At 72.7% G+C, this 23,765-nt stretch carries 23 protein-coding genes and 1 pseudogene; 16 read left to right on the top strand and 8 right to left on the bottom strand.

Annotation, left to right across the window (positions count from 1 at the left end; all coding sequences use genetic code 11):
- Positions 1-40 precede the first annotated feature (40 nt).
- The 4 genes and pseudogenes from SCNRRL3882_RS06985 to SCNRRL3882_RS41640 all read left to right on the top strand — a co-directional run.
- Positions 41-1,186 carry a VOC family protein gene (locus SCNRRL3882_RS06985; RefSeq protein ID WP_102514762.1) on the top strand — a complete coding sequence of 382 codons (1,146 nt, stop codon included), beginning with the start codon at positions 41-43 and terminating at the stop codon, positions 1,184-1,186.
- A gap of 23 nt (positions 1,187-1,209) precedes the next feature.
- Positions 1,210-2,148, top strand: coding sequence for a fumarylacetoacetate hydrolase family protein (locus tag SCNRRL3882_RS06980; protein WP_102514761.1), 939 nt, complete (start codon positions 1,210-1,212; stop codon positions 2,146-2,148).
- 19 nt (positions 2,149-2,167) lie between these two features.
- Complete coding sequence (locus tag SCNRRL3882_RS06975) at positions 2,168-3,751, top strand: bifunctional 3-(3-hydroxy-phenyl)propionate/3-hydroxycinnamic acid hydroxylase (protein WP_102514760.1); 1,584 nt, start codon at positions 2,168-2,170, stop codon at positions 3,749-3,751.
- A pseudogene (locus tag SCNRRL3882_RS41640) lies at positions 3,748-4,013 on the top strand (acetyl-coenzyme A synthetase N-terminal domain-containing protein); the annotation flags it as partial. The gene SCNRRL3882_RS06975 and the pseudogene SCNRRL3882_RS41640, both read left to right, overlap by 4 nt.
- A gap of 109 nt (positions 4,014-4,122) precedes the next feature.
- On the opposite strand, the gene SCNRRL3882_RS06965 reads toward SCNRRL3882_RS41640, so the two are convergent.
- The gene (locus SCNRRL3882_RS06965) at positions 4,123-5,916 is read right to left on the bottom strand and encodes a thiamine pyrophosphate-requiring protein (RefSeq protein ID WP_010049209.1); all 1,794 of its coding nucleotides are present in this window, start codon (positions 5,914-5,916) and stop codon (positions 4,123-4,125) included.
- A gap of 242 nt (positions 5,917-6,158) precedes the next feature.
- Between SCNRRL3882_RS06965 and SCNRRL3882_RS06960 the strand changes: the two genes are divergently transcribed.
- From SCNRRL3882_RS06960 to SCNRRL3882_RS06945, 4 genes are all read left to right on the top strand, one after another.
- Positions 6,159-6,953 carry an RNA polymerase sigma factor SigF gene (locus SCNRRL3882_RS06960; protein ID WP_010049207.1) on the top strand — a complete coding sequence of 265 codons (795 nt, stop codon included), beginning with the start codon at positions 6,159-6,161 and terminating at the stop codon, positions 6,951-6,953.
- Positions 6,954-7,174: 221 nt separating this feature from the next.
- Positions 7,175-7,858: a hypothetical protein gene (locus SCNRRL3882_RS06955; protein WP_010049205.1), complete on the top strand. Its 684-nt coding sequence runs from the start codon at positions 7,175-7,177 to the stop codon at positions 7,856-7,858.
- Between the two features lie 175 nt (positions 7,859-8,033).
- Positions 8,034-9,281, top strand: a complete 1,248-nt coding sequence (locus tag SCNRRL3882_RS06950; protein ID WP_010049203.1) for an aminotransferase class I/II-fold pyridoxal phosphate-dependent enzyme — start codon at positions 8,034-8,036, stop codon at positions 9,279-9,281.
- Entirely contained in the window at positions 9,278-10,339 is a 1,062-nt protein-coding gene (locus SCNRRL3882_RS06945) for an MBL fold metallo-hydrolase (RefSeq protein ID WP_010049201.1), read from the top strand. The genes SCNRRL3882_RS06950 and SCNRRL3882_RS06945 overlap by 4 nt, the downstream gene beginning before the upstream one ends.
- 80 nt (positions 10,340-10,419) lie before the next feature.
- Here SCNRRL3882_RS06945 and SCNRRL3882_RS06940 read toward each other — a convergent pair whose 3' ends face one another.
- Both SCNRRL3882_RS06940 and SCNRRL3882_RS06935 read right to left on the bottom strand, forming a co-directional pair.
- Positions 10,420-11,043 carry a DedA family protein gene (locus tag SCNRRL3882_RS06940; protein ID WP_202458422.1) on the bottom strand — a complete coding sequence of 208 codons (624 nt, stop codon included), beginning with the start codon at positions 11,041-11,043 and terminating at the stop codon, positions 10,420-10,422.
- Between the two features lie 35 nt (positions 11,044-11,078).
- Positions 11,079-11,852, bottom strand: a complete 774-nt coding sequence (locus SCNRRL3882_RS06935; protein WP_010049198.1) for an MBL fold metallo-hydrolase — start codon at positions 11,850-11,852, stop codon at positions 11,079-11,081.
- 83 nt (positions 11,853-11,935) lie between these two features.
- On the opposite strand from SCNRRL3882_RS06935, the gene SCNRRL3882_RS06930 reads away from it, so the two are divergent.
- The 6 genes from SCNRRL3882_RS06930 (at position 11,936) to dnaK (ending at position 19,243) form a co-directional block, all read left to right on the top strand.
- A complete protein-coding gene (locus tag SCNRRL3882_RS06930) occupies positions 11,936-12,337 on the top strand; it encodes a hypothetical protein (protein ID WP_010049196.1) in 402 nt (133 codons plus the stop codon).
- Between the two features lie 97 nt (positions 12,338-12,434).
- On the top strand, positions 12,435-14,507 hold the full coding sequence (locus tag SCNRRL3882_RS06925; protein WP_010049194.1) for a phage holin family protein: 2,073 nt from the start codon (positions 12,435-12,437) through the stop codon (positions 14,505-14,507).
- Positions 14,508-14,642: 135 nt separating this feature from the next.
- Entirely contained in the window at positions 14,643-15,071 is a 429-nt protein-coding gene (locus SCNRRL3882_RS06920; protein ID WP_010049193.1) for an OsmC family peroxiredoxin, read from the top strand.
- Positions 15,072-15,194: 123 nt separating this feature from the next.
- A complete protein-coding gene (locus SCNRRL3882_RS06915; RefSeq protein WP_010049192.1) occupies positions 15,195-16,580 on the top strand; it encodes a hypothetical protein in 1,386 nt (461 codons plus the stop codon).
- Complete coding sequence (locus SCNRRL3882_RS06910) at positions 16,577-17,317, top strand: glycerophosphodiester phosphodiesterase family protein (protein ID WP_010049191.1); 741 nt, start codon at positions 16,577-16,579, stop codon at positions 17,315-17,317. Before SCNRRL3882_RS06915 ends, SCNRRL3882_RS06910 begins: the two co-directional genes overlap by 4 nt.
- 60 nt (positions 17,318-17,377) lie before the next feature.
- Positions 17,378-19,243 (top strand): molecular chaperone DnaK, encoded by a 1,866-nt coding sequence (gene dnaK, locus SCNRRL3882_RS06905; protein WP_102514759.1) that lies wholly within the window; start codon positions 17,378-17,380, stop codon positions 19,241-19,243.
- Here dnaK and SCNRRL3882_RS06900 read toward each other — a convergent pair.
- From SCNRRL3882_RS06900 to SCNRRL3882_RS06890, 3 genes are all read right to left on the bottom strand, one after another.
- Positions 19,240-19,722, bottom strand: a complete 483-nt coding sequence (locus SCNRRL3882_RS06900; RefSeq protein WP_010045992.1) for a nitrate reductase molybdenum cofactor assembly chaperone — start codon at positions 19,720-19,722, stop codon at positions 19,240-19,242. The genes dnaK and SCNRRL3882_RS06900 overlap by 4 nt on opposite strands.
- Positions 19,723-19,839: 117 nt before the next feature.
- Positions 19,840-20,703, bottom strand: a complete 864-nt coding sequence (locus SCNRRL3882_RS06895; protein WP_010045990.1) for a helix-turn-helix domain-containing protein — start codon at positions 20,701-20,703, stop codon at positions 19,840-19,842.
- 115 nt (positions 20,704-20,818) lie between these two features.
- Positions 20,819-21,625: a helix-turn-helix domain-containing protein gene (locus SCNRRL3882_RS06890; RefSeq protein ID WP_010045989.1), complete on the bottom strand. Its 807-nt coding sequence runs from the start codon at positions 21,623-21,625 to the stop codon at positions 20,819-20,821.
- Positions 21,626-21,752: 127 nt separating this feature from the next.
- Between SCNRRL3882_RS06890 and SCNRRL3882_RS06885 the strand changes: the two genes are divergently transcribed.
- Together SCNRRL3882_RS06885 and SCNRRL3882_RS06880 are read left to right on the top strand one after the other, a co-directional pair.
- Complete coding sequence (locus SCNRRL3882_RS06885) at positions 21,753-22,058, top strand: 4a-hydroxytetrahydrobiopterin dehydratase (protein ID WP_010045986.1); 306 nt, start codon at positions 21,753-21,755, stop codon at positions 22,056-22,058.
- Between the two features lie 4 nt (positions 22,059-22,062).
- Complete coding sequence (locus SCNRRL3882_RS06880; protein WP_010045985.1) at positions 22,063-22,803, top strand: class I SAM-dependent methyltransferase; 741 nt, start codon at positions 22,063-22,065, stop codon at positions 22,801-22,803.
- Positions 22,804-22,809: 6 nt separating this feature from the next.
- Here SCNRRL3882_RS06880 and SCNRRL3882_RS06875 read toward each other — a convergent pair whose 3' ends face one another.
- Positions 22,810-23,268, bottom strand: coding sequence for a hypothetical protein (locus SCNRRL3882_RS06875; RefSeq protein WP_010045984.1), 459 nt, complete (start codon positions 23,266-23,268; stop codon positions 22,810-22,812).
- Positions 23,265-23,744, bottom strand: coding sequence for a hypothetical protein (locus SCNRRL3882_RS06870; RefSeq protein ID WP_010045982.1), 480 nt, complete (start codon positions 23,742-23,744; stop codon positions 23,265-23,267). The genes SCNRRL3882_RS06875 and SCNRRL3882_RS06870 overlap by 4 nt, the downstream gene beginning before the upstream one ends.
- Between the last annotated feature and the right edge of the window lie 21 nt (positions 23,745-23,765).

The following is a 23,765-nucleotide window of genomic DNA, read 5'->3' as shown; positions in this document are numbered from 1 at the left end:
TGATGATTTCCTCATTACGGCAAGTTGCTCGGAGGGCACCATGTCTGAAATCCGCGCCGACGGGACCAACGTCCGCACGGCCCACCAGGACCTCCACAGCGAGCAGGGCGCCCTGCGCGGCGAACACCCCGGCCGCTCCCGGAACCCGGTGATCAAGGTGGCCGACCTGGCCTGGCTGGAGTTCGAGAAGCCCGACCTGGACCGCGCCGAGGTCTTCGCCCGGGACTTCGGTTTCGGCATCGCCGCCCGCACCGAGCGGGAGCTGTGGCTGCGCGGCACCTTCGCCGGCTCACCCTGCATGGTGATCCGGCGCGGCCGCACGTCCCGCTTCATCGGCCCGGCGTTCCGGGCGGCCGAGCGGGCCGACCTGGACCGGCTGGCCCGTGCCACCGGATCGGCCGTACGGGATGCCGACGTGCCCGGCGGCGGCAAGGTGGTCGACCTGCTCGACCCCTCGGGATTCCCGGTGCGGGTCGTGCACTGCGGCGAACAACTCCCCGCGCTGCCGGAACAGCAGCCGCTGCTGCTCAACTTCGGCACGGACCACCGTCGTACGAACGCCACGCAGCGGCCTCCGCGCGAGCCGTCCCGTATCCAGCGTCTCGGGCATGTGGTGCTGGAGACCCGGGTGTTCGCCCGGGCCCTGGACTGGTACCTGGACACCCTCGGGATGATCGTGTCCGACTTCCTGTTCCTGGACGGCCAGCGCGACCGCGGGCCAACGATGGCGTTCATCCGCTGCGACCAGGGCAGCCGGGCGGTGGACCACCACACCCTGGCCATGCACCTGGGCCCGGGCACGGGCTACGTCCACTCCGCCTACCAGGTCACCGACCTCGACTCGATCGCCGTTGGCGGCGAGTACCTCAAGGAGCGCGGCTACAAGCGCAGCTGGGGCATCGGCCGGCACATCCAGGGCAGCCAGCTGTTCGACTACTGGCGCGACCCCGACCACTTCATGCTGGAGCACTTCGCCGACGGCGACCTGTTCTCCTGCGACGTCGAGCCCGGCTGGGCGCCGATGTCCACGAGCGGCCTCGCCCAGTGGGGGCCGCCGGCCACCCGCGACTTCCTCGGCGCGAGCCCCTCACCCCAGCGGGTCCGCGATGTCATCGAGGCCCTGCGCGGCGACAACGAGATGGACCCGGCACGACTGTTCGGCCTGCTCAAGGCCGCCAACTCCTGACCCCCTTCACAGAGAGCCATGTCATGAGCACCAATGTCCTGCGCACCGCCGACGGCTGGTGGGTCGTCCGCGGCGACCGGGCCGTTCCTGTCGAGACCAAGGCCGACACCACCGCCGAACTGGTGGCCGACCGCGCCTCCGTCCGCGAGGCCGCCGCCTCCGGCGAGCCCGGCAGGCCCGTGGCCGACCTGGTCGCGCTCTCGCCGGTCACCACGCCCTGCCGGGTGGTCGCCCAGATGGTCAACTACCGCAGCCATGCCCGGGATTCGGGCTTCACCGGCGACATCCCGCCCGCCTTCTTCCGCAAGGCGTCCGGCTCGGTCAGCGGCCCCGGCGAGGCCGTCGTCCGACCCGCGCACGTGAAGTTCCTCGACTACGAGATCGAACTCGGGCTCGTCATGGGCGCGTCCCTGCCCGTCGGCACGGTCGTCGAGGAGCGGGATCTGCCCGCGTACGTCGCCGGGCTGGTGATCACCAACGACGTCAGCGCCCGTGAGGTACAGCTGACCAAGACGCAGTTCTACGAGAGCAAGTCGTACCCCACCTTCACACCGACCGGGCCGTACCTGGCCCTGCTGGAACCGGAGGACTTCACCCACCTCCTCGACCTGCGCCTGAAGCTGAGCGTCAACGGCGAGCTGCGCCAGGACCGCACCCTCGCCGACATGATCGTCCGCCCGGCGCAGGTGCTCACCCTGCTGGCCCGCTTCCAGACCCTGGACGCCGGCGACCTGCTGCTCACCGGAACCCCCGGCGGCACGGCCCTGAAGGCCCCGCCGAAGCCGGTCGAGAAGATCGGCGCGCTGCTGCCGCCCGCCGTGAAGTGGAAGGCGTTCTTCAAGAGCCAGGCGAAGAACCCGCACTACCTGAACCCGGGAGACGTGATCACGGCGACGATCGCGACCCCGGACGGCCGGATCGACCTCGGCGAGCAGCGCACGCCCGTCACGGACGCTAACTGACACCCGAGGTGAGCCACACATGACCGTCGACGAAGCCGCACGTGTGCCCGTCGTGATCGTCGGCGCCGGACCGGTGGGCGTGACCGCCGCCCTTCTCCTGGCCCGGCGCGGAATCCGCAGTGTCATCTTCGAACGCCACCAGGGCGTCTACCCGCTACCGCGCGCCGTCGCCACCGACGACGAGGTGCGCAGGATCCTCCAGGCCGCGGGCGTGGGCGAGGAGTTCGCCGCGATCGCCCGCCCGGCGAACGGGCTGCGGCTGCTGGACGCCCGGCACCGGGTGATGGCCGAGTTCCGCCGCACCGAGCACGGCCTGCACGGCTATCCGCAGACCAGCATGTTCGACCAGCCCGAACTGGAACGTGTGCTGCGCGACGCCCTGGCCCGGCGCCCGGAGTGCGAGCTCAGGGGTGGCGTGGAGGTCACCGGCATCGGCCCGGACACCGAGGGCCCCGTGCGCGTGACCTACCGGGACGACGCCGGGGAGCACGAGCTCCGGGCCGACGCGGTGCTCGGCTGTGACGGCGCGGGCAGCCTCACCCGCGAGGCCATCGGAGCCGGATGGGAGGACCTGCGCTTCGAGGAACGCTGGACCGTCATCGACGTCCGCACGACGGCCGACGTCCGCTGCTGGGAAGGCGTCGACCAGGTATGCGACCCTGACCGCCCGGCCACCTTCATGCGGGTGGGCGAGGACCGCTACCGCTGGGAGTTCCGGCTGCGCGAGGGGGCGGAGCAGCCGGTCCGCGAGTTGGTCGCCCCGTGGCTGCCGCCTTCGCAGGAGGGGGACTTCGAGGTCGTCCGCGAGACGCAGTACACCTTCCGGGCGCGCGTCGCCGACCGCTGGCGCATCGGACGGGTCTTCGTCCTCGGCGACGCCGCCCACCTCACCCCGCCGTTCATCGGGCAGGGGCTGTGTTCTGGTCTGCGGGACGCCTACAACCTCACCTGGAAGCTCGCCCGCGTCCTCCAGCAGGGCGGGAATGAGCGGTTGCTGGACACCTACGAGAGCGAACGCAAGCCGCACGCCCGGCACGTGATCCGGTTGGCGGTCGCCATGGGCTGGGCCATGACCGGCGGACAGGACAGTGCCGCCGCGATCCGCCGAAGGCTCCTGGCCGCGGCCTGCCGCATACCCGGCCTGACCGGGCTGGCCGGCCGCGACCTCAGCCCGCCCCTGACCACCGGACCGCTCGTGCGGCGCGGGGTCCGCCGAGGCCTGGCGGGCACGCACTGCCCGCAACCGTGGGTGAGCGTCGACGGACGGCGTACCCGTCTCGACGAGCTGCTCGGCGATTCCTTCAGCGTCTTGACCGCCACCTCACCCGGCCCCTCACTGACCGCGCTCGCCCACAGCCTCGGCATACGCGCGCTCTCCGTGACCGACCTCGGCGACGACGGCACCCTCGCCGCCTGGATGCGCGCCGGACGCGCGGACGCCGTACTGCTGCGCCCCGACCGCGTCGTCATGGACGTCGTCCCGGCCGGTGGACCCGACTTCACCTCGACCGCCGACTGGGCGGCCCTGCTGCACACCACACGAAGCCCTGCTCTTGCCGAACGGACGGCCCCGAGAAGCCTGTTGAGGAGTACGACGCGATGAGCACGCCCTTCTTCCCACCCGAGCCAGAGACGGCGGCCGCCAGTCGGATCGCGGAGTTCGCCCGGCGCCAGGGCATCGACCCGGACGACTACGCCGCCCTGCATCAGTGGTCGGTCACCCACCTGGAGGGGTTCTGGGGCGGTGTGGAAGTACTTCGACATCGACGCCGACACCCCCTACGAGCAGGTGCTGGCCGAGGAGAATCATCGCCCTCGACGAGACCGGCACCGGGTACGAGGTGACGGGGGAGCGGCTGAGCGCGCGGTCGCCTCCCTCGCCGCGGACAGACCCATCGGCACGCTGGAGATGGCCGGAGCCGCCGGGCTGCTGCTCGGACTGGCTGCACCGTTCAACATCCGCGGCGGCGACCGCTACTTCTTCTCGCGCCCCGGCAGGAACTCCTGCACCTTCGCCTTGAAGCCCTGCTTGACCATCGATCCCCGGTCCGCGTCGCCCTTGAGGATCGACGCGGCGGTCGCCTCCATCTGCTCCCAGGTGGCGTGCGGCGGGATCGGCGGGACGGCCGGATCGGTCAGGAACTCGACCACCGCGGGACCGTCCGCCTCCAGCGCGGCACGCCAGCCCGCCTCGACGTCCTCCGGCTTCTCCACCCGGATGCCGGTCAGCCCCAGGGAACGCGCGAACGCGGCGTACTGCACGTCAGGGATCCGCTGCGACGGCAGGAACTGCGGCGCGCCCTCCATGGCCCGCATCTCCCACGTGACCTGATTCAGATCCTGGTTGTTCCACACGGCGATCACCAGCCGCGGGTCCTCCCACTGGTGGCGGTACTTCGCCGCCGTGATCAGCTCCGCCATCCCGTTCATCTGCATCGCCCCGTCGCCCACCAGCGCGATCGCGGGCCGGTCCGGGTGCGCGAACTTCGCGCCGATCACGTACGGCACCCCACAGCCCATCGTCGCGAGCGTGCCGGAGAGCGAGCCCCGCATGCCCGGCCGCATGGTCAGGTGCCGCGCGTACCAGTTCGCCGTCGAGCCCGAGTCGGAGGCGACGATCGCGTTGTCCGGCAGCAGCGGGTCCAGGGCGCGGGCCACGTACTCAGGATTGATCGGATCGGCGTCGAGTCCCGCCCGGCGCTCCATGACGTCACGCCAGCGCGTCACGTTCGCGCACACCGTGTCGTACCACTCGCGCCCGCGCCCCTCCTCGATCAGCGGGATCAGTCGCTCCAGCGTGGCCTTCGCGTCGCCGACCAGGTTCACCTCGTACGGGTAGCGCATCCCGACCATGTGCGGATCGATGTCGATCTGCACGCCCCGGGCGCTACCGAACTCCGGTAGGAACTGGGTGTACGGGAACGACGACCCGATGGTGAGCAGCGTGTCGCAGTCCCGCATCAGCTCGTACGACGGACGCGTGCCCAGCAGGCCGATCGAGCCGGTGACGTACGGCAGTTCGTCACTGAGGACGTCCTTGCCGAGCAGCGCCTTGGCGACACCGGCGCCGAGCAGCTCGGCGATCCGCTCCACCTCGGCCCGCGCGCCGGCCGCGCCCTGGCCGACCAGGATCGCCACCTTGTCACCGGAGTTGAGGATCTCGGCGGCCCGCCGCACCGAGTCGTCCGAGGGAACCGCCGTCCACGAGCTGCGGTCCAGGCTGGAGGGCACCATCTTGAACTCGTGCGTCGGCGGCGAGTAGTCGAGCTCCTGCACATCGCCGGGGATGATGACCGCGGTCGGGCAGCGGCGCGCGTAGGCGGTGCGGATCGCCCGGTCCAGCACGTTCGGCAGCTGCTCCGGCACGGTCACCGTCTCCACGAAGTCGGAGGCGACGTCCTTGTACAGCGTGTGCAGATCCACTTCCTGCTGGTAGGAGCCGCCCATCGCGGTGCGGTGGGTCTGGCCGACGATCGCCAGCACCGGGACGTGGTCCAGCTTGGCGTCGTACAGGCCGTTCAGGAGATGGATCGCGCCCGGCCCGGACGTGGCCGTGCACACTCCGAGACGGCCGCTGAACTTGGCGTAGCCGACCGCCTGGAACGCGGACATCTCCTCGTGCCGCGACTGCACGAAACGCGGCTGGTTCTCGGCCCGGCCCCACGCGGCGAGCAGGCCGTTGATGCCGTCGCCCGGATAGCCGAAGACCTGCTCGACCCCCCACTCGCGCAACCGCTCAAGGACGTGGTCGGAGACCTTGGTGCTCATGTACGACCTCCCGGACGTATGGGGACAGAGCCAGCAGTACGAGTCACCCTGCGCGACGGCGGAAAACCTCTCCGGGTTTGCGGGCGGGGGCCGGGGGCAGGCGCACCTCAGTGCTTCGGACAGGAGGCACGTCCGTGGGAGCGGCGACTCGCGCCGCCACCGGCGCTCCTGGTCCGCACCAGTGATGCGCTCCCACGGTGACCGTCCAACCCAGAGCACCTGTAAGGGAATTGCGACGCATCATGCCGATCCACACCAGCGCGAAGCAGCACCCCCACGACGACGCCCCCGACACCGCCGACGCCTTCCGCAGGCTCGCCGCACTGCCCGCCGGACCGGAGCGCGACGCGCTCCGCGACGAGATCGTCGAGGCCTGGCTGCCCATGGCCGACCGGCTCGCCGGGCGTTTCCGCAGCCGCGGCGAGAGCTTCGAGGACCTGCGCCAGGTCGCGGCCCTCGGCCTGGTCAAGGCCGTCGACCGCTACGACCCAGAGCTCGGCAACGCGTTCGAGAGCTACGCCGTGCCCACCATCACCGGCGAGATCAAGCGGCACTTCCGCGACCACATGTGGACCCTGCACGTACCTCGTCGCGTCCAGGACCTGCGCAATCGCGTCCGGTTCGCCTCCCAGGACCTGTCCCAGACCATCTCCGGCCGGCGGCCCACCGTGGCGGAGATCGCCGAGCACGCGAAGCTGAGCGAGGAGGACGTCAAGACGGGCCTGGAGGCGCTGGAGAGCTTCACCGCCCTGTCCCTGGACGCGGAACTGCCCGGCAGCGAGGACGGGTACTCCCTGAGCGACGCGCTCGGGTCGCCGGATCCGGCGCTGGACACGGTCGTGGACCGTGAGGCGGTGAAGTCGCGGCTGGCGGCGCTGCCGGAGCGGGAGCGGGCGATTCTGTACATGAGGTTCTTCGGGGACATGACGCAGAGCCGGATCGCCGAGGAGCTGGGGATCTCGCAGATGCACGTGTCCCGGTTGATCAGCCGGTGCTGCGGGCGGGTTCGGGAGCAGGTCATGCGGGATGTGGCGTAGCGCCGTGGGGGTGTCGCCGGTTTTGCGGGTGCGGGTCCGTTGGGGCTTGTCGCGCACACGCGGCGGAGCCGCACATCGGTACAGCCCCGCGTCCTGAGGCGTTGCGGTTCACCCGGTTGGAGGGCACCGTCCCGCTAATGGGGCCCGGGCGCGCGCGGCGTTCCAGGGGGCGGGCTGTGATGGCAGAGGGCATTCTGCCGTCGCCCTAAGGAGTCCCCGCCATGCGCCGCACCCGCCACGCACTCTCCGTCGCAGTCCTGGCCGGCTCGGCCCTGACCGGGTTCGCTCCGGTCGTGGCCGCCGAACCCGCCGCCGAGGTCAGTCCGGCCACCGTGGAGCCCGGGGGGACGCTCACCATCTCCGTCAGCTGTGATCCGACCGGGGGGCCGCCGCCCGACACCATCGACGCGACCTCGCAGGCCTTCGACGAGGGCACCGTCCCGTTGCGCAAGGTGACCGGCAACGACGACGAGGTGTCCGGCCCGGCCTACCGGGGCACGGCCCGCATCGCACCCGCGGACAACTTCGAGGATGACCCCGACGCCCTCGGCGAGGACTCGGCCTGGACCGTCGACGGCACCTGCCCGGCCGCTCCCGGCGCGGAGGGCAAGGAGTGGAGCGCGACGTTCACGGTGGCCCACGGCGGAGGGGCACATCACAAGCCGTCTCACGAGCCGACCCACGAGCCCTCCGGCCGGCCCTGCCCCGACGAACCGCACGACGAGCCGCGGCACCACTCCACCGAGTGCGGGGGAGCGGTCGTCCAGCGGGGGGTGCGTGCCGGTGACGGCGGTGCCTTCACCGACTCGGTGCCCGCACTGGTCGCGGGCGGAGTGCTGATCGCGGGCGCGTTCGGTGCCGCCGTGCACCGGCTGCGCCACCGGGAGAGCGACCCGTACCGCTGACCCCCCGGCGCGCGCCACCGTCCCGGAAGCCCCCGGCTTCCCCGGCCCGGCCCGCTCATGCTGTGACCGTCACAACCCGCCGGGCGCCCATGGGGTGGCGGCGCCGTGGGTACTCAGTGGCCGAGGACACGGACGAGGGCGACAGGACACGGCACCAGGCACTGCGGAGGTACGGATGCGGCGGACCGACCCGGAAGGTCACGGCCCCGTCCGGTTCGGGCCCCCGCTCCCCGAGGACGGACTGCCCGTGCTGCCGGAGCTGTCCGCCGTGCTCGCCGCCGCGGCGTCCCGGGGCGATCCCGAGCCGGTCGGCGGGGGACCGGCCCTGCGGGAGGCCGCCTGCGGCTACTGGGACCGGCGCGGATTGCACTGCGACCCCGGCCGGGTGGCCGCCGGACCCGGCGCGCCCGCGCTGCTGCTCGCCCTGACCGCAGCCCTCGGCGGTGACGTCCTCGTGCCGAGACCGTGCGCCGCCTGGTGGGCGCCGTACGCCCGGCTGCTCGGACGCCCCGCCTTCCGCGTGCCGACCCCGCCGGAGAGCGGCGGGGTGCCCGACCCGTACGCCCTGCTGGAGACCGTGCGCCGGGTCCGCGCCGAGGGCGGCGACCCGCGCCTGCTCGTGCTGTCCGTCGCCGACGACCCCACGGCCACCGTCGCCCCTCCCGAGCTGCTGCACGAGACCGTCGAGGCCGCCCAGGGGGAGGGACTGCACCTGGTCAGCGACGAGACCTGGCGCGACACCCTGCACGACCCGCACGACACCGTGCTGCTCAGCCCCGCCGAGATGCTGCCCGACCGGGTCACCGTCGTCACCGACCTGGCCGGTGCCTTCCTCCCGCCCGGCTGGCCGGCCGCGGTGGCCCGTTTCCCGGCCGGCGAGGATGCCGACGGCCTCCACGCGCGCGTGCTCGACGTCCTCACCGCGCTCGACGCCCGGGTCGCCGCTCCCGTCGCCTCGGCGGCCGCCTACGCCCTGCGGGAACCGGAACCGGTCACCGCGCGCGTCGCCGCCACCGTGCGCCTGCACGCGCGCTTGGCCGCCGAGGCGCACGCCGCCGTCGTCGCGGCGGGCGCCCTCGCCCGGCCCCCGCAGGCCGGCCGCCACCTGTACGTCGACCTCGCTCCGCTGCGTCCCGCGCTGAGTGCGCACGACGTCGGCGACGCACAGGAACTGGAGGACTTCCTCGCCGCCCGCCTCGGGATGCCCGCGCCCGGTGGCCACCGCTTCGGCGACGAGCTCGAAGCCCCGCGCGTGCGGCTGTCGACCGGCGCACTGCTGGCCGGCTCCGAAACGGAACGCGCGGAATGCCTCACCTCACAAGCGCCGTTGGAACTGCCGCACGTGCACCGCGCGTTGATCCAACTGAAGACGGCCTTCGACGATCTCCGCGACGACGCTCAGCGATGGGAGCCTCCTCGATGACGCAGCAGTCCGAGTCGACCACGAGCACGACCACTCGGGAAGCCGGCGACGCGGCCCTCCCGTCCCCCGTCGCGCCCCCGTACCCGCCGCTGGCCGAACCGAGACCACTGGCCGAACACCGGGTGTGGCCGCGCACGTTCCACGACCGGCTGACCGCACCGCTCCCCGGCCTGAAGGCCATGGCCCGCTTCGCCCGCGAGGGCGCCGTGAGACCCGGCCCGGAAGGCCTCGCCGACATCCCCCGGCTCCCGTACGCCCCCGGCCCCCTGCCCCGCGCCGACGCCCGCACGGTCGCCGTCACCTGGGCGGGACACGCCAGTTGGGTCCTGCGCATCGGCGGGCTCACGGTCCTCACCGACCCGGTCTGGTCCCGCCGGATCCTCGGCACCCCGGCCCGCATCACGCCCGTGGGCGTCCCCTGGGAGGCCCTGCCGCACGTCGACGCCGTCGTCATCAGCCACAACCACTACGACCACCTGGACGCCCCGACGCTGCGCAGGCTCCCGCGTGACACCCCCGTGTTCGTCCCGGCCGGCCTGGCCCGCTGGTTCCACCGCCGTCGCTTCACCCGCGTCACGGAGCTCGACTGGTGGGAGGCGGCCGAACTGGACGGCGTCCGCTTCGACTTCGTCCCGTCCCACCACTGGTCCAAGCGCACCCTCGTCGACACCTGCCGCAGCCTGTGGGGCGGCTGGGTCCTGACCGACCGGGAGGGACAGCGCGTCTACTTCGCGGGCGACACGGGCTACGGCCACTGGTTCTCCCGCATCGGCCGCCGCTACCCCGGCATCGACCTCGCCCTCCTCCCCATCGGCGCCTACGACCCGCGCTGGTGGCTCAGCGACGTCCACTGCGACCCGGAGGAAGCGGTCCGGGCCGCCCAGGACCTCGGCGCCCGGCGGATGGCCCCCATGCACTGGGGCACCTTCGTGCTCTCCGCCGAACCGGTCCTGGAACCGCTCACCCGCGTCCGCGCGGCCTGGGAAAAGGCGGGCCTGCTCCGCGAGGACCTGTGGGACCTGCCCATCGGTGGCTCACGGGTACTGCAGCACACCTAGGGGCGCGGGGCTGTGCCGATGTGCGGCTCCGCCGCGTGGGCGCGCCCAGCCGCCTGGGCCCCGCACTCCGCTGCGGGACATCACCTGGCCGATCGAACCCGCTTCCAGAGACTCGGCGTCGCGCTGATCAGCAGGGTCAGCGCGATCGCCGCGACCACGCCCTCCCACGGCTCGTCGAACAACGACCCCCCGAGAATCCCGATCAACTGGTACGTCACGGCCCAGGCCAGACAGGCCGGCAGGTTCCCGCGCCAGAAGCGGCGCATCGGCCACCTCGCCATCAGACAGGCCAGCATCACCGGAATCCGCCCCGCCGGCACCAGCCGGGACAACACCAGTACGGCAACACCGTGCGCGGCCAGTTTCTCCTGCGCCTGCGTCAGCCGGTCCTCCGGCGCTCGCGCCCGGATCGCCTCCAGCCAGCGCGAGCCGTTCTTCGACTTCATCCCGCGCCGCCCCAGCCAGTACAGCGCCGCGTCCCCGAGGAACGCCGCCAGCGACGCCGTCACGAACACCATCGCCAGCGAGAACGGAGCCGTCTGGTGGAAGGCGACCACGGCCGCCGAACTCACCAGCGCGCCCGTCGGGATCACCGGTACCAGCGCCCCGATCAGCACCAGCAGGAAGAGCGAGGGGTAGCCGATCGCCTGCTGCGTGGACTCCGGCACGACGGACGCCGGGGTGACGGCCGACGCGGCGAGCAGAGGCACGGCGGCCTGCGCCCCGGGCGCGGTCCAGATCACCGCGCGACCTCCAGGCGCACGCTCTCCCCGTGCCCGAGCCGGTGCACCGCCACGCCGGGCGCGTGCCGCGCCGCGAGGCGCACGAACTCGTCGCCCGGCGCATGGAACTCGTGGGGGCGCACGGCGTCCATCCCGATCGGCCAGTACGTGCCGTAGTGCACCGGCACCGCACTGCGCGGCGCCAGCCGTGCCAGCGCCTGCGCCGCCCGGCCCGCGTCCAGGTGGCCCTCGCCCAGGTACGGCCCCCAGCCGCCCACCGGCAGCACCGCCACCTCCACCGGCCCGACCTCCTCGGCCATCCCGTCGAACAGCCCGGTGTCCCCGGCGAAGTACGTCCGGGCCTCGCCGGCTATGACGTAGCCGAGCGCGGGGGAGCGGTGCGGTCCGAGCGGCAGCCGGCGTCCGTCGTGCCGCGCGGGCACGGCCCGAACGACGATGTCGCCGACCGGGGTCTCGTCCCCGGGCGCCACCTCGCTGACCCGCAGGTGCGAAAGCCGGCGCAGTCCCGGCACCGCCCGGCGCGCGCCCCGGGGCACGAGCAGGCGCGTGCCCGGAGCGAGCCGCATCAGCGACGGCACATGCAGGTGGTCGGCGTGCAGATGCGAGACCAGCGCGACATCCGCCTGGTGGGCGCCGGGAGGCGGCAGGTCCCCGCGCCGGCGGCGCAGGTGCGCGAGCCGGCGCGCGAACAGCGGATCGGTGAGCACGCGTACGTTCGAGTCCTCGACCGTGCAAGTGGCGTGACCCCACCAGGTGATCTCCACCGGCACTTCTTTGCCTCCTTCGCGCGACTCCCCGAAGCGTACGTGCAGGAGTAGGGTCGGCGGCGAAACCGGAGGTGAGGGGGGACGCCATGGTGCCGGTCCGGGTCACGGCGATCGCGAGTCTGACGCCGCTGGAGGAGCTCGACGACGATCCGTTCCTGGTCGACTCCCGCAGCCAGCACGCGATGTGCGCCCGCTGGGCCAGCGAGCGGGGCTATGTGATCAGCCGGGAGTTACTGGTGCGGGGACTGCGTCCCGACCACTGCGCGCTGTGGGACGGCGTCCGCCCCGGCCTGGACCTGTTCGTGGCACCCAGCCGGAGAGTCCTGGAGAGCGCGCTCGCCTCCGTCGAGGAGTTCACCGCGGAGTGCGCGCGGCGCGGGGTGCGGGTCGAGACGGTCGGGCAGGCGGAGCCGGCGTACGACGCGGCGATGAAGGCGTGCGTGCACCGCCGGCTGTCGATGCCCACGGCCGGCTACGACGGGCGCTGACGCGACGGTACCGGGGACACCGGGCGTCCCCGGCGCGTTGTGGCACTGTGGGTGAGGGTCCGTGGTCGCGACGGGCCGGGACGTGAGGTGGCGGGGCGTGCGGGGCGTGCGGTGGCGGCGGGTCGCCAGTCAGGTGGGGCGGAGCGTCGCCGTGTGGGCGGTCTCCACCCTCACCATGCTCGTGCTCGCCGGGATCCTGCCCGACTTCCGGCTCCGCTCGGCCGACGGTGACAGCGCGACCGACATCGCCGTCACCGCGGCCTTCGGCGCCGGCGCCTTCGGGCTGCTGTCGGCCGTGGTCTGGCCCTTGCTCGTCCGGCTCCTGCTCCTCGTACCGGCGCTCGTGCTCGGGCTGCTGGTGTTCTTCCTCAACGGCGCGCTGCTGCTGCTCGCCCTGCGCCTGGACCCCGGGGAGCGCGGCACCGTCGCCCCCGAGACCGCCGTCGTGGTCGCCGCCGTGATGTCCGCCGTGGCGTCCGCCACCGGCGCCGCCCTGGCCGTGCGCGACGACGACGCCTACCGCCGCCGGCTGTACCGCCTCTCGGACCGCCGCCGCAGATCCGGACCACCCTGCCCGGCCAGCCCCGGCACGGTCTTCCTGCAACTCGACGGCGTCGGCCACGACGTCCTGCTGGACGCGGTCGGCAAGGGCCTGATGCCCACCGTCGCCCGCTGGCTCGACATCGGCGACGGCGGCCGCCCCACCCACCGGCTCACCCCCTGGCGCACGGACTGGTCCAGCCAGACCGGCGCCAGCCAGCTCGGCATCCTGCACGGCAGCAACCACGACGTCCCCGCGTTCCGCTGGTACGAGAAGGACACCCGCGAGGTCGTCGTCTGCAACCGCCCGACCAGCGCCGCCGAACTCCAGCGCCGCGCCGTCGGGTACGCGGGGCACGGCGGCCTGCTCACCGTCGACGGCGCCAGCCGCGGCAACCTGTTCAGCGGCGGCGCCGAACAGCAGGCCCTCGTGCTGTCCATCGCCGCCCGCCGCCGCAGCCGGGAGAACCGCTCCCGCGCGGGCTACTTCGCCTACTTCTCCGACCCGGCCAACGCCGTGCGCACGGCCCTGTCCTTCGTCGCCGAGGTGGGCCGGGAGATCGGCCAGTCGACCCGGGCCCGCCTCGGCAAGCAACGCCCGCGCGTCTCCCGCGGCGGCCTCTACCCGCTCGTGAGGGCCTTCGCGACCGTCGTCGAGCGGGACGTCGTCGTGGCCGCCGTGACGGGTGACATGCTCGCCGGCCGCACCGCCGTCTACGCCGACCTCGTGGCCTACGACGAGGTCGCCCACCACTCCGGCCCGGCGAGCCGCGACGCGCAGAAGGTCCTCGAACGCCTCGACCGCTCCCTCGCCCTGATCGAGAACGTCGCCGAGCACGCCCCGCGCCCGTACCGGCTCGTCGTGCTGTCCGACCACGGCCAGAGCCCCGGCGAGACCTTCCGCTCCCGCTACGGCCTCACCCTCGGCGACCTGGTGCGGGCCGGCTGCGGACTGCCCGTGCCGCGCCGCGCGGAGCGCACCCGCAGCGGGGCGGAGGCCCGCGCCGCCGTGCGTGCCGCCCTGCGCATACCGGTCGAGGAAGGCGGCGAGCGGCACCGCCCCACGCGCCGCTCGGAGCCGATCGTGCTGGCCTCCGGCAACCTCGGCCTGGTCTCCTTCCCGGACGTCACGCACCGCATGAGCAAGGAGGAGATCGACGCCCGCCACCCCGCGCTGCTGCCGACCCTCGCCAACCACCCCGGCATCGGCTTCCTGCTGGTCCGCAGCGACGAGCACGGCGGGGTCGTCCTCGGCGCGTACGGCGCCGAGATACCGCTCGCCGACCTCGACGACAACCCGGGCCCCCTCGCCCCGTTCGGGCCGGGCGCCGCCGACGCGGTACGCCGTACGCACTCCTTCCCGCACACCGCCGACATCATGGTCAACTCCTTCCACGACCCGGCCGACGGCGAAGTCCTCGCCTTCGAGGAGCAGATCGGCTCCCACGGCGGCCTCGGCGGCGCCCAGGGCAGACCCTTCCTGCTGTCGCCGCTCGGCTTCTCCGCGCCGGTCGACGAGGGGGAGGAACTCGTCGGCGCCGAACACGTCCACCGCGTCCTGCGCCGCTGGATGCGCGAGTCGGACGGCCCCCAGGTGCCCTTGGAGAGCAGCGAGGAACGCGCCGCCTGACACCGGCGGCGTCCGCGACGGCGCGCTGCCGCTCGCCGCCAGAGGGCCGGTCTTCCGCGTGAGTTGAGCGGGAGTGTGATCGGATGGTGCCAGGAACCCGGTCACGGTTCCGGATACTCATCGAAAGGATGCGTCATGGCAGCCACGCGCTCCGCACACACCGTGTGGGAAGGCAACCTGTTCAAGGGCAACGGCGTCGTCACCTTCGACTCCTCCGGCATCCTCGCCGAGCAGCCGGTCACCTGGGCGGCACGCACCGAGGAGCCGGGCGGGAAGACCAGCCCGGAGGAGCTGATCGCCGCAGCCCACTCCAGCTGCTTCTCGATGGCCTTCTCCAACATCCTCGACAAGGCCGGCACCCCGCCGACCAAGCTGGTGACCTCCGCCGACGTCACCTTCCAGCCCGGCGAGGGCATCACCGGCATCCACCTCACCGTCGAGGGCACCGTCCCCGGCATGGACGAGGCGGCCTTCCTCGCAGCCGCCGAGGAGGCCAAGGTCGGCTGCCCGGTCAGCCAGGCCCTCAAGGCCACGCCCATCACCCTGACCGCCAAGCTCGCCTGACCTGCCCCACCCACGTCGCGCGGGCCCGCCCGCCAGGGCCGGCCCGCGCGGCGTCGTCGGTTCGTCGACCGCCCCCGGGGTATGAACCAGACGCTCTGCCGCCGACGGTCCGGAAGGAACGCGATGCTGCCGGGAACGTCCACCAGCGCGACGGCGCTCGACTCCGCCACCCGCGACCGGACCCGCGTCCTGCTGCTGTTCAGCCTCTCCGGCCGGCTCCGCCCCCGGGACACCGCCCTCGGCGCCCTCGTCGACCGCTACGACTACGGCCGCTTCGCCTCCCACCTGATGACCAGCCAGGACGTCCTCCCCGTCCCGATGCTGGACGAACAGATCGCGCCGCGCCGGCTGCGGCTGCCGCACGGTGACCACGGCCTGGGCCTCGCGTCCCTGCGGATCCTGGTCGTCACCACCCCGCGCGGCGACGCCACCCTCGTCGTGGACTGCGCCTTCGCGGGCGAGACCACGGCGGGCGACCTCGCCGCGTGGCTGGCCACCACCTGCTTCGACCGGGAGCGGATCGAACTCGACGACCGCCCGCTCCTGACGGCGCTGACCGAACAGCTCGGCGGCCGGCCGCTCGCCCTCGGCCAGAACGTGCACCAACTGGTCTTCCCAGGCGGCCGGTTACAGCGTGAGCTGCTCAGCGCCGACGAGGCCCGCAAGGCGATCCTGCTGAACGAGATCGTCTACCGCGGCCGAATGCCCTGGAACCCCGCCACGCCCCACGACGCGAGTCTTGCACCGCACCTCAGGAACCACGGCGTCACCCTGTCCGCCCTCGGCCGGGGCGTCTCCGTCCAGGCGGGCTGGGCCCCGCACGTCGAGAACGGCCTGATGCTCGTCGCCATCGGCATGATCTCCGCCCTGGCCGCGCTCCAGCGCACCCGGCTCGCCGCCTTCGCCACGATGAGGGCCAACGAGCAGGCCCTGACCGACTCGCCCACCGAGATCCGCTCCCTGATCTCCCGCCTCTCCGCGGGCGTCAACGAACTCCAGCTGGACCTCGCCTTCGGTGTCGAGGCCTACGTCGACAGCCTGCTGATCCCCGAGATGGTCATGGAGGCGTTCCAGTCCTCGCTGCGCGACGCGCTCGGCATCCGCGACAGCCTGGAGAACTCGGCCCGCATGGTCGAGCGCCTGACCTCGGTGATCAGCGCCCGCTCCGCCGCCCTGGACGCCGAACTCGCCGAGCGCGACGACCGCCGGGACCGCACCGTCTCCGGCCTGGTCGCCGCCGCCACGCTGATCGCCCTGCCGCCCACCCTGCTGCTGGCCTTCTTCGGCGTGAACGGCACGAACGTCGACGACCACCGCTCCATCCTCGACCTGCGCGCCTACGGCCCGGCCTACGCGCTGGCCTGGCTCCCCTTCGTGATCCTGGTCCTGATCGGCTACGTGCTGCTCAGACGCATCAGCACCCGCTCCGGCTCGCTGCTGCCGGCGCCCGACGACGACGCCGTACCCCTCCCGCCTCCCCGCTCGCCCTCCGGGAGCCGACGACCATGACGCCACGCCCCGCCGTCTCCGCCCACCGGGGCGGCTCCGAGCGCGCCGGACCCGCCACCTGGCAGGCGTACGAGGACGCGCTCGAGTCCGGCGCGGAGTACGCCGAGTTCGACATCCGCCGCACGAAGGACGGCGTCCTCGTCGTCTACCACGACGCCCGGGCCGGGCACACCGGGCCGCCGCTGGCCACGCTCACCCATGCCGAGCTGAGCGAGCGGGCCGGCTACGACGTGCCGGTGGTGGACGAGGTCATGGCGCTGATCGCCGGGAAGCTCGTGGCGCACCTGGACCTGAAGGAGGTGGGCTACGAGCGGGAGGTGATCGACCGGGCCCTCGCCCTGCTCGGGGCGGACGGGCTCGTCGTCACGTCGCTGGAGGACTGTTCCGTGGCCGCCGTCGCGCAGGCCTTCCCCGGAGTGCGCACCGCGCTGTCCCTGGGGCGCGACCGCAGGGAGCTGGCCCTGGCCCGGCTGCCCGGGACCCGACTGAGCGAGCTGTTCCCGGTGCGCCGCATCCGGGCCTGCGGGGCCCACGGCGTCGCCGTGCACCAGCGGCTGGCCAGGACCACCGTGCTGCGCGAGGCGACCCGGCACGGCCTGTTCACGATGGTGTGGACGGTCAACGACGACACCCTGATGCGGGCCTTCCTGGCCCACCCGCGCGTGGACGTGCTCGTCACCGACCGGCCCCGGCGGGCCGTGGCGCTCCGCGGGCCGGTCACCCCTTCGCGCCATTGACAACAGCGCACTCAAGTTTTGTGCTGGAGAGTGAGAGCGCCCTGGCGGAAGGGGACAGCGATGGGACGTGCGGTCGGGATCGACCTCGGAACCACGAACTCGGTGGTCGCCGTGCTGGAGGGCGGCGAGCCCACCGTCATCGCCAACGCGGAGGGGGCCAGGACCACACCCTCGGTCGTGGCGTTCGCCAAGAACGGCGAGGTGCTGGTCGGGGAGGTGGCCAAGCGGCAGGCCGTGACGAACGTGGACCGCACCGCCCGCTCGGTCAAGCGCCACATGGGTGACGCGCACTGGCGCTTCCCCGACCACGGCGACATCGACGGCACCCGCTACCGGGCGCAGGAGCTGTCCGCGCGGGTGCTCCAGAAACTGAAGCGGGACGCCGAGTCCTACCTCGGCGAGGACGTCACGGACGCGGTGATCACCGTCCCGGCGTACTTCGACGACCACCAGCGGCAGGCCACCAAGGAGGCCGGGGAGATCGCCGGCCTGAAGGTGCTGCGGATCATCAACGAGCCGACGGCGGCGGCGCTGGCGTACGGCCTGGACAAGGAGAACGACCAGACGGTGCTCGTCTTCGACCTCGGCGGCGGCACCTTCGACGTGTCGCTGCTGGAGATGGGCGAGGGCGTCATCGAGGTGAAGGCCACCAACGGCGACACCCACCTCGGCGGCGACGACTGGGACCAGCGGATCGTCGAGTACCTGGTCAAGCGCTTCAAGGGCCAGTACGGCGTCGACCTCGCGGGCGACAAGATGGCGGTGCAGCGGCTGCGCGAGGGCGCCGAGAAGGCCAAGATCGAGCTGTCCAGCTCCACCGAGACGACGATCAACCTGCCCTACATCACCGCCTCCGCCGAGGGACCTCTGCACCTCGACGAGAAGCTGACCCGGGCCCAGTTCCAGGAGCTCACCGCCGACCTGCTGGACCGCTGCAAGGCGCCCTTCCACCAGGCGGTCCAGGACGCCGGTGTGAAGCTCTCGGCGATCGACCACGTGATCCTGGTGGGCGGCTCGACCCGGATGCCCGCGGTGACCGACCTGGTCAAGGAACTCACCGGCAAGGAACCGCACAAGGGCGTCAACCCGGACGAGGTCGTGGCCGTGGGCGCCGCGCTCCAGGCCGGTGTCATCCGCGGCGACGTCAAGGACGTGCTGCTGCTCGACGTCACCCCGCTGTCCCTGGGCATCGAGACCAAGGGCGGCATCATGACCAAGCTCATCGAACGCAACACGACGATTCCCACCCGGCGTTCGGAGATCTTCACCACCGCCGCCGACAACCAGCCCTCGGTCGGCATCCAGGTCTACCAGGGCGAACGGGAGATCGCCGCCTACAACAAGAAGCTCGGCGTCTTCGACCTGACGGGCCTGCCGCCGGCGCCGCGCGGCGTGCCGCAGATCGAGGTGGCCTTCGACATCGACGCCAACGGCATCATGCACGTCTCCGCCAAGGACCTGGCGACCGGCCGCGAGCAGAAGATGACCGTCACCGGCGGCTCGGCCCTGCCCAAGGACGACATCGACCGCATGATGCGCGAGGCCGAGCAGTACGCGGAGGAGGACCGCAAGCGCCGCGAGGCCGCCGAGACCCGCAACCAGGCCGAGCAACTCGTCTACCAGACCGAGAAGTTCCTCCGCGACAACGGCGACAGGATCCCGGCCGACACGAAGACCGAGGTCGAGTCCGCCGTCACCGAGGTGAAGGGACAACTGGAACAGCAGGCGGACACCGCCGCCCTGCGCGCCGGTGTGGAGAAGCTCGCCTCGGTCAGCCAGAAGATGGGCCAGGCGATGTACGCCCAGGCCCAGCAGACACCCACCGAGGAACCCTCCGGCACCCCACGGGACGAGGAGGGCGTCGTCGACGCGGAGATCGTGGACGAGGAGAAGGAGCGGGGAGACCACAAGGGCGGGGCGGCCTAGCCTCCCTCCGGAGCGACCTGGCTCCCCGGGGGCGGCAGCGTCGCGTACACGGCGTCGACGACGGACGCGTACGGAGTGCCGGAGTCGGCCAGCCCGGAGCGGAGGCGCTCCAGTCCGGCCCGGTGCTCCGTCAGCAGGACGGTGTCGCCGGTACGGGCCGTGAACTCCAGTACCGCGGGCAGGAAGTCGGGCAGCTCCCCGCCGGTGAGCTCCAGGCCGTGGGAGCTGTACAGCTCCTGGAAGCGGGCCGGCGAGATCCCGCGCCAGCGGCTCAGGTAGAGGCTGTGGCCCTCCGCGCTCTCGAAGACCTGGAGGTAGTGGGCGGCCAGCTCCCTCGGCTCGGTGACGGCCGCGTGGTCGGCGAACTCCCGCAGTTGCGGGGCGGCTTCGCGCAGCAGCGGCAGCCGGGCACAGAACTCGTCGCCGGGATACGTCAGGCACAGCGCGGCCGCCTGGTACAGCAGCTCGAAGCCGGGCATCTGACCTCCTTGGCGTGCACTCGTGCCGCGCCCCGTGCTCACGACGCTAGGGGCGGGCGGGGGAACGCACCCGCCGGCGACGCCCGTACGGGTCACGGCCGGCGCGCGAAGCTTCTCTCAGAAGCTCTCGCGGTACTCCCGCAGGAGCCCCCCGGTGCGCTGGGTGGACGCGGCGCCCGCGGTCATGTGGTCGAGGACCTCCAGATGCGCCGAGACCTCCTTGCGGGAGTCGAGGTAGAGCGCGCCGGTCAGGTACTCGGTGAAGACCATGTCGGGCAGCTCCGGCTCGGCGAAGCGGAACAGGGAGAACGGCGCGTACGTGCCCGGGTGCGGGCCGTCCTTGAACTCGGCGATCTGGAGCGTGACGCGATCCCGCTCGGAGTACTCCAGCAGCTTGTCCAGCTGGTCCCGCATCACCTGGCCGTCGACGCTCACCGGCCGCCGCAGCACGGTCTCGTCCATGATCACCCACAGGTGCGGCGGGTTCGGGCGCTCCAGCAGTCGCTGCCGCTCCATGCGCAGCGACACATGCCGCTCCACGGCCTCCGGCCCGGAGTTCCCGATGGTGCCGGCCTGCAGGACCGCACGCGCGTACCCCTCGGTCTGCAACAGCCCGGGCACGAAGTGCGGCTCGTAGGACCGGATGATCCGGGCGGCGCCCTCCAGGCTCACGTACAGGCTGAACCACTCCGGCAGCACGTCGTGGAACCGCTGCCACCAGCCCGGCCGGTTCGCCTCCTCGGCGAGCTCGACGAACGCGGTCACCTCGTCCTCGGGCACGCCGTAGGCCGTCAGCAGGATCTGCACGTACGGGATCTTGAGCGCGACGTCGGCGGTCTCCATCCGCCGGACCGTCGCGGGGGCGACGCGCAGCACCCGGGCGGCCTCGTCACGACTGAGGCCCGCCACCTCGCGCAGCTCCTGAAGCCGCTTGCCCAGGACCACCTGGCCCACGGTGGGTGCGGCCCGCCGTTCACTCACGCCACGCCTCCCCAACGTGCCCAAGCCTGCGATCAGTCTGTCACGTTCCGCCGACCGTCTCACAGGGCCGCGGGCAAGGAGATCGTCGCCCTCGGCACACGGCGCCGGGGATCCGTCAGGGCATGAGCGACTGAAGGTGCTTGACCGTCGCCGGGTCGGCCGGGAGGAGCGTCTCGATGGCCAGCTCGGCGACCGTCACGTCCATCGGTGTGTTGAACGTGGAGATCGAGGAGATGAACGACAGCGTCCGCCCCTCGTGCTCGATCCGCAGGGGCAGCGCGAAATACGGCACCGGTTCCGAAGGCTCCTTTGCCGGATCCGCGTCGGGCACCGCGTACGCCGCCACCTCCTCGTACAGCGCCCGCAGCGGCTCGGAGCGGTGCAGCGCGATCTGCCGCTCCATCTGCTCCAGCAGGTGTCCGCGCCAGGCGCGCAGGTTGCGGATCCGCGGCGCCAGGCCCCGCGGGTGCAGGGCGAGCCGCATCGCGTTGAGCGGCGGTTCGAGCAGGGACTCGCAGACGCCGTCGACCAGCGTCATGATCCCCCGGTTGGCGGCCACGACGTTGTACAGCGCGTCCACCACCAACGCCGGATACGGCTCGTAGCCGCTGATCAGCCGCTCGATTCCCGCGCGCAGCGCGCCCAGCGCCGGGTCGTCCAGCGGCGTCTCGGGGTAGCGCGGGGCGTAACCGGCCGCCAGCAGCAGCGCGTTGCGTTCCCGCATGGGGACGTCCAGATGCTCGGCCAGCCGCAGCACCATCTCCTCGCTGGGCCGGGAGCGGCCCGTCTCGACGAAGCTGATGTGCCGGGCCGAGGAGTCCGCGCGCAGGGCCAGCTCCAGCTGGCTGACCTTCCGCTGCTCCCGCCAGGCCCGCAGCAGCGGACCCACGCCCTGCCCGGTCGTGGACGGATGAGTGGTCATGCCGGGACCGTAGTCGAGAACCGGTCGCGCCGGACAGGCACACCCCTTGACCAGGGCTCGAGGCGTCCCGCTGTGGCAGGCTGGGGAGGGAGAAGAGGACTCCGGTGTCAGGGAAGGAGCGCTGCCCATGCCCGTCGAACCGCTGTCGCAGAAGGAGGTCGAGGACCGGCTGGCCGAGCTGCCGGGCTGGTCGCTCGACGGCGACCGCCTCACCCGCTCCTACCGGCTCGGCTCGCACTTCGCGGCGACGGCGATGGTCGTGCACATCGCCCAGGTCCAGGAGGAGCTCGACCACCACTCCGACCTCACGCTCGGCTACAACACGGTGTCCCTGTCCGTGCACACACACAGCGCGGGCGGCGCCGTCACCGAGAAGGACCTCGAGCTCGCCCGCAGGGTGGAGGACCTGGCCCCCGGGCACGGGGCACACTGACCGGGTGCTCGACTACGACAAGGAAGCGGAGCGGTACGACGCCTCGCGCGGCGGCGAGCCCAGGGCGGCCGCCGCCGCGGCAGCGGTGCTGAGCCTCGTGCCGCCGGACGCGCGCGGCCTGCTCGACGTCGCCTGCGGCACCGGCATCGTGACCCGCCGGCTCGCGGCCGCGCGCGCCGGCATGCGGGTGACCGGCGTGGACCTCGCCCCTGCGATGGCCCGGCAGGCCGCCGCCCGGCTGCCCGGTGCCGTGGTGCTCGCCGACAGCCGCCGGCTGCCCTTCCGGGACGGCGAGTTCGACGCCGTGTGCAGCGTGTGGCTGCTGCACCTGGCCGCCGGTCCCGCCGACGTCCGGACCATCGTCGGCGAGTGCGCGCGCGTGCTGCGGTCCGGCGGCGTCTACGTCACCACGGTCGACAAGGCCGCCTCCCACAACGTGGGCAGCGACATCGATGTCGTCCTGTCCTCCCGGCCGCCCAGCCCGGTCCGGGACGCGGCGGCGGACGTCGAGAGCTACGCCGCCGACCACGGCCTGGTCCCGGCCGGGCAGGCCCGCTTCCGCGGCCACGGTCAGGGCCGCAGCCCGCGCCGCACGGTCGCCGACCTGCGCCGCGGCTGGTTCGTCACCCTGCCGCCGGGCCACCCGCTCGCCGACGGCTTCGCCACCCGTCTGGCGGAACTCCCCGACCAGGACAGACCCCGCCCCGACCCGTTCTTCACGCTCCGGGCGTTCCGCAAGCCGTGAGGGACCTCAAGGCCGGGTGAACTCCATGACCCAGTTGGTCAGCCAGGTCTCCTCCCCGTCCACGGAGAACGCCTGTTCCCAGCGGGCGGTGACCGGGGAGATCCCCGACCAGACGAACCGCACGCGCACGTCCTTGCCGTCGTGGGTGTCATCGCCGTGGAACGCGCCCGTCCCGCCCTCGAAGCGGCCGAAGACCGGCGGGAACAGGGTGCCGCTGCGGCTGGACGCCCAGTTCAGCGACCACTCCGCGCGGACCGGGTCGAACAGCCGCAGCGTCAGCCCCTTCGCGCCCAGGTGCGGCATGTCGATCTCGTCGATGTTGGCGGCCCCGTCGAACAGCGGCCGGCACTCGCTCCGGCCCGGGAACTCCTCCCAGTCGCTGCCGGGGTCGAGGAAGTCGGTGCGGCGGCGGTTCAGGACGTTCCAGGTGCCGTGGAAGAAGTCGAAGTCGTGCGGGCTGCTCATGAGCGGTCTCCTGTGGTTCCCTCGGCCGGACGGTCGGCCAGGTAGGCGTCGAGGTCGGGGACGTCCGGGGTGAGCATGTGCCGTACCCAGGCGTCGCGTTCGTGCAGGATCGGCGGCAGCTCCCAGACGCAGCCGATCCACGGCAGGCCGGGCCTGACGAAGTGGGTGGGGTCGCGGTCCGGGCAGCCGAGGACCGGCTGGCCCGCCGCCGCGCCGCCGAAGTGCAGCACGTTGTCCCACACCCAGCTGTACGCGTTCAGATAGGCGCCGTCGTCGCCGCCCCGGTGCAGCACGACGAACGTCGCCGGCGGGGTACCGTCCGGCTCCGGCAGCAACTCGGGCAGGATCGCGTACGCCGCCGCCTCCACCTCGGGCGCGATGCCCTCCGGGTCGGCCGTGACGTGGTAGCGCTTGATCCACCGGCCGGCCACCTCGACGGGCGGCGGCACGGTCAGAAGTTTCTCCGTGAAGGGCATGGCGGGACGCTAAGGCCGGTC

The organism is Streptomyces chartreusis NRRL 3882, assembly GCF_900236475.1.
Classification (GTDB): domain Bacteria; phylum Actinomycetota; class Actinomycetes; order Streptomycetales; family Streptomycetaceae; genus Streptomyces; species Streptomyces chartreusis_D.
The sequence above is the reverse complement of the archived record's forward strand: the minus strand, read 5'-3'. Positions and strand labels throughout refer to the sequence as shown.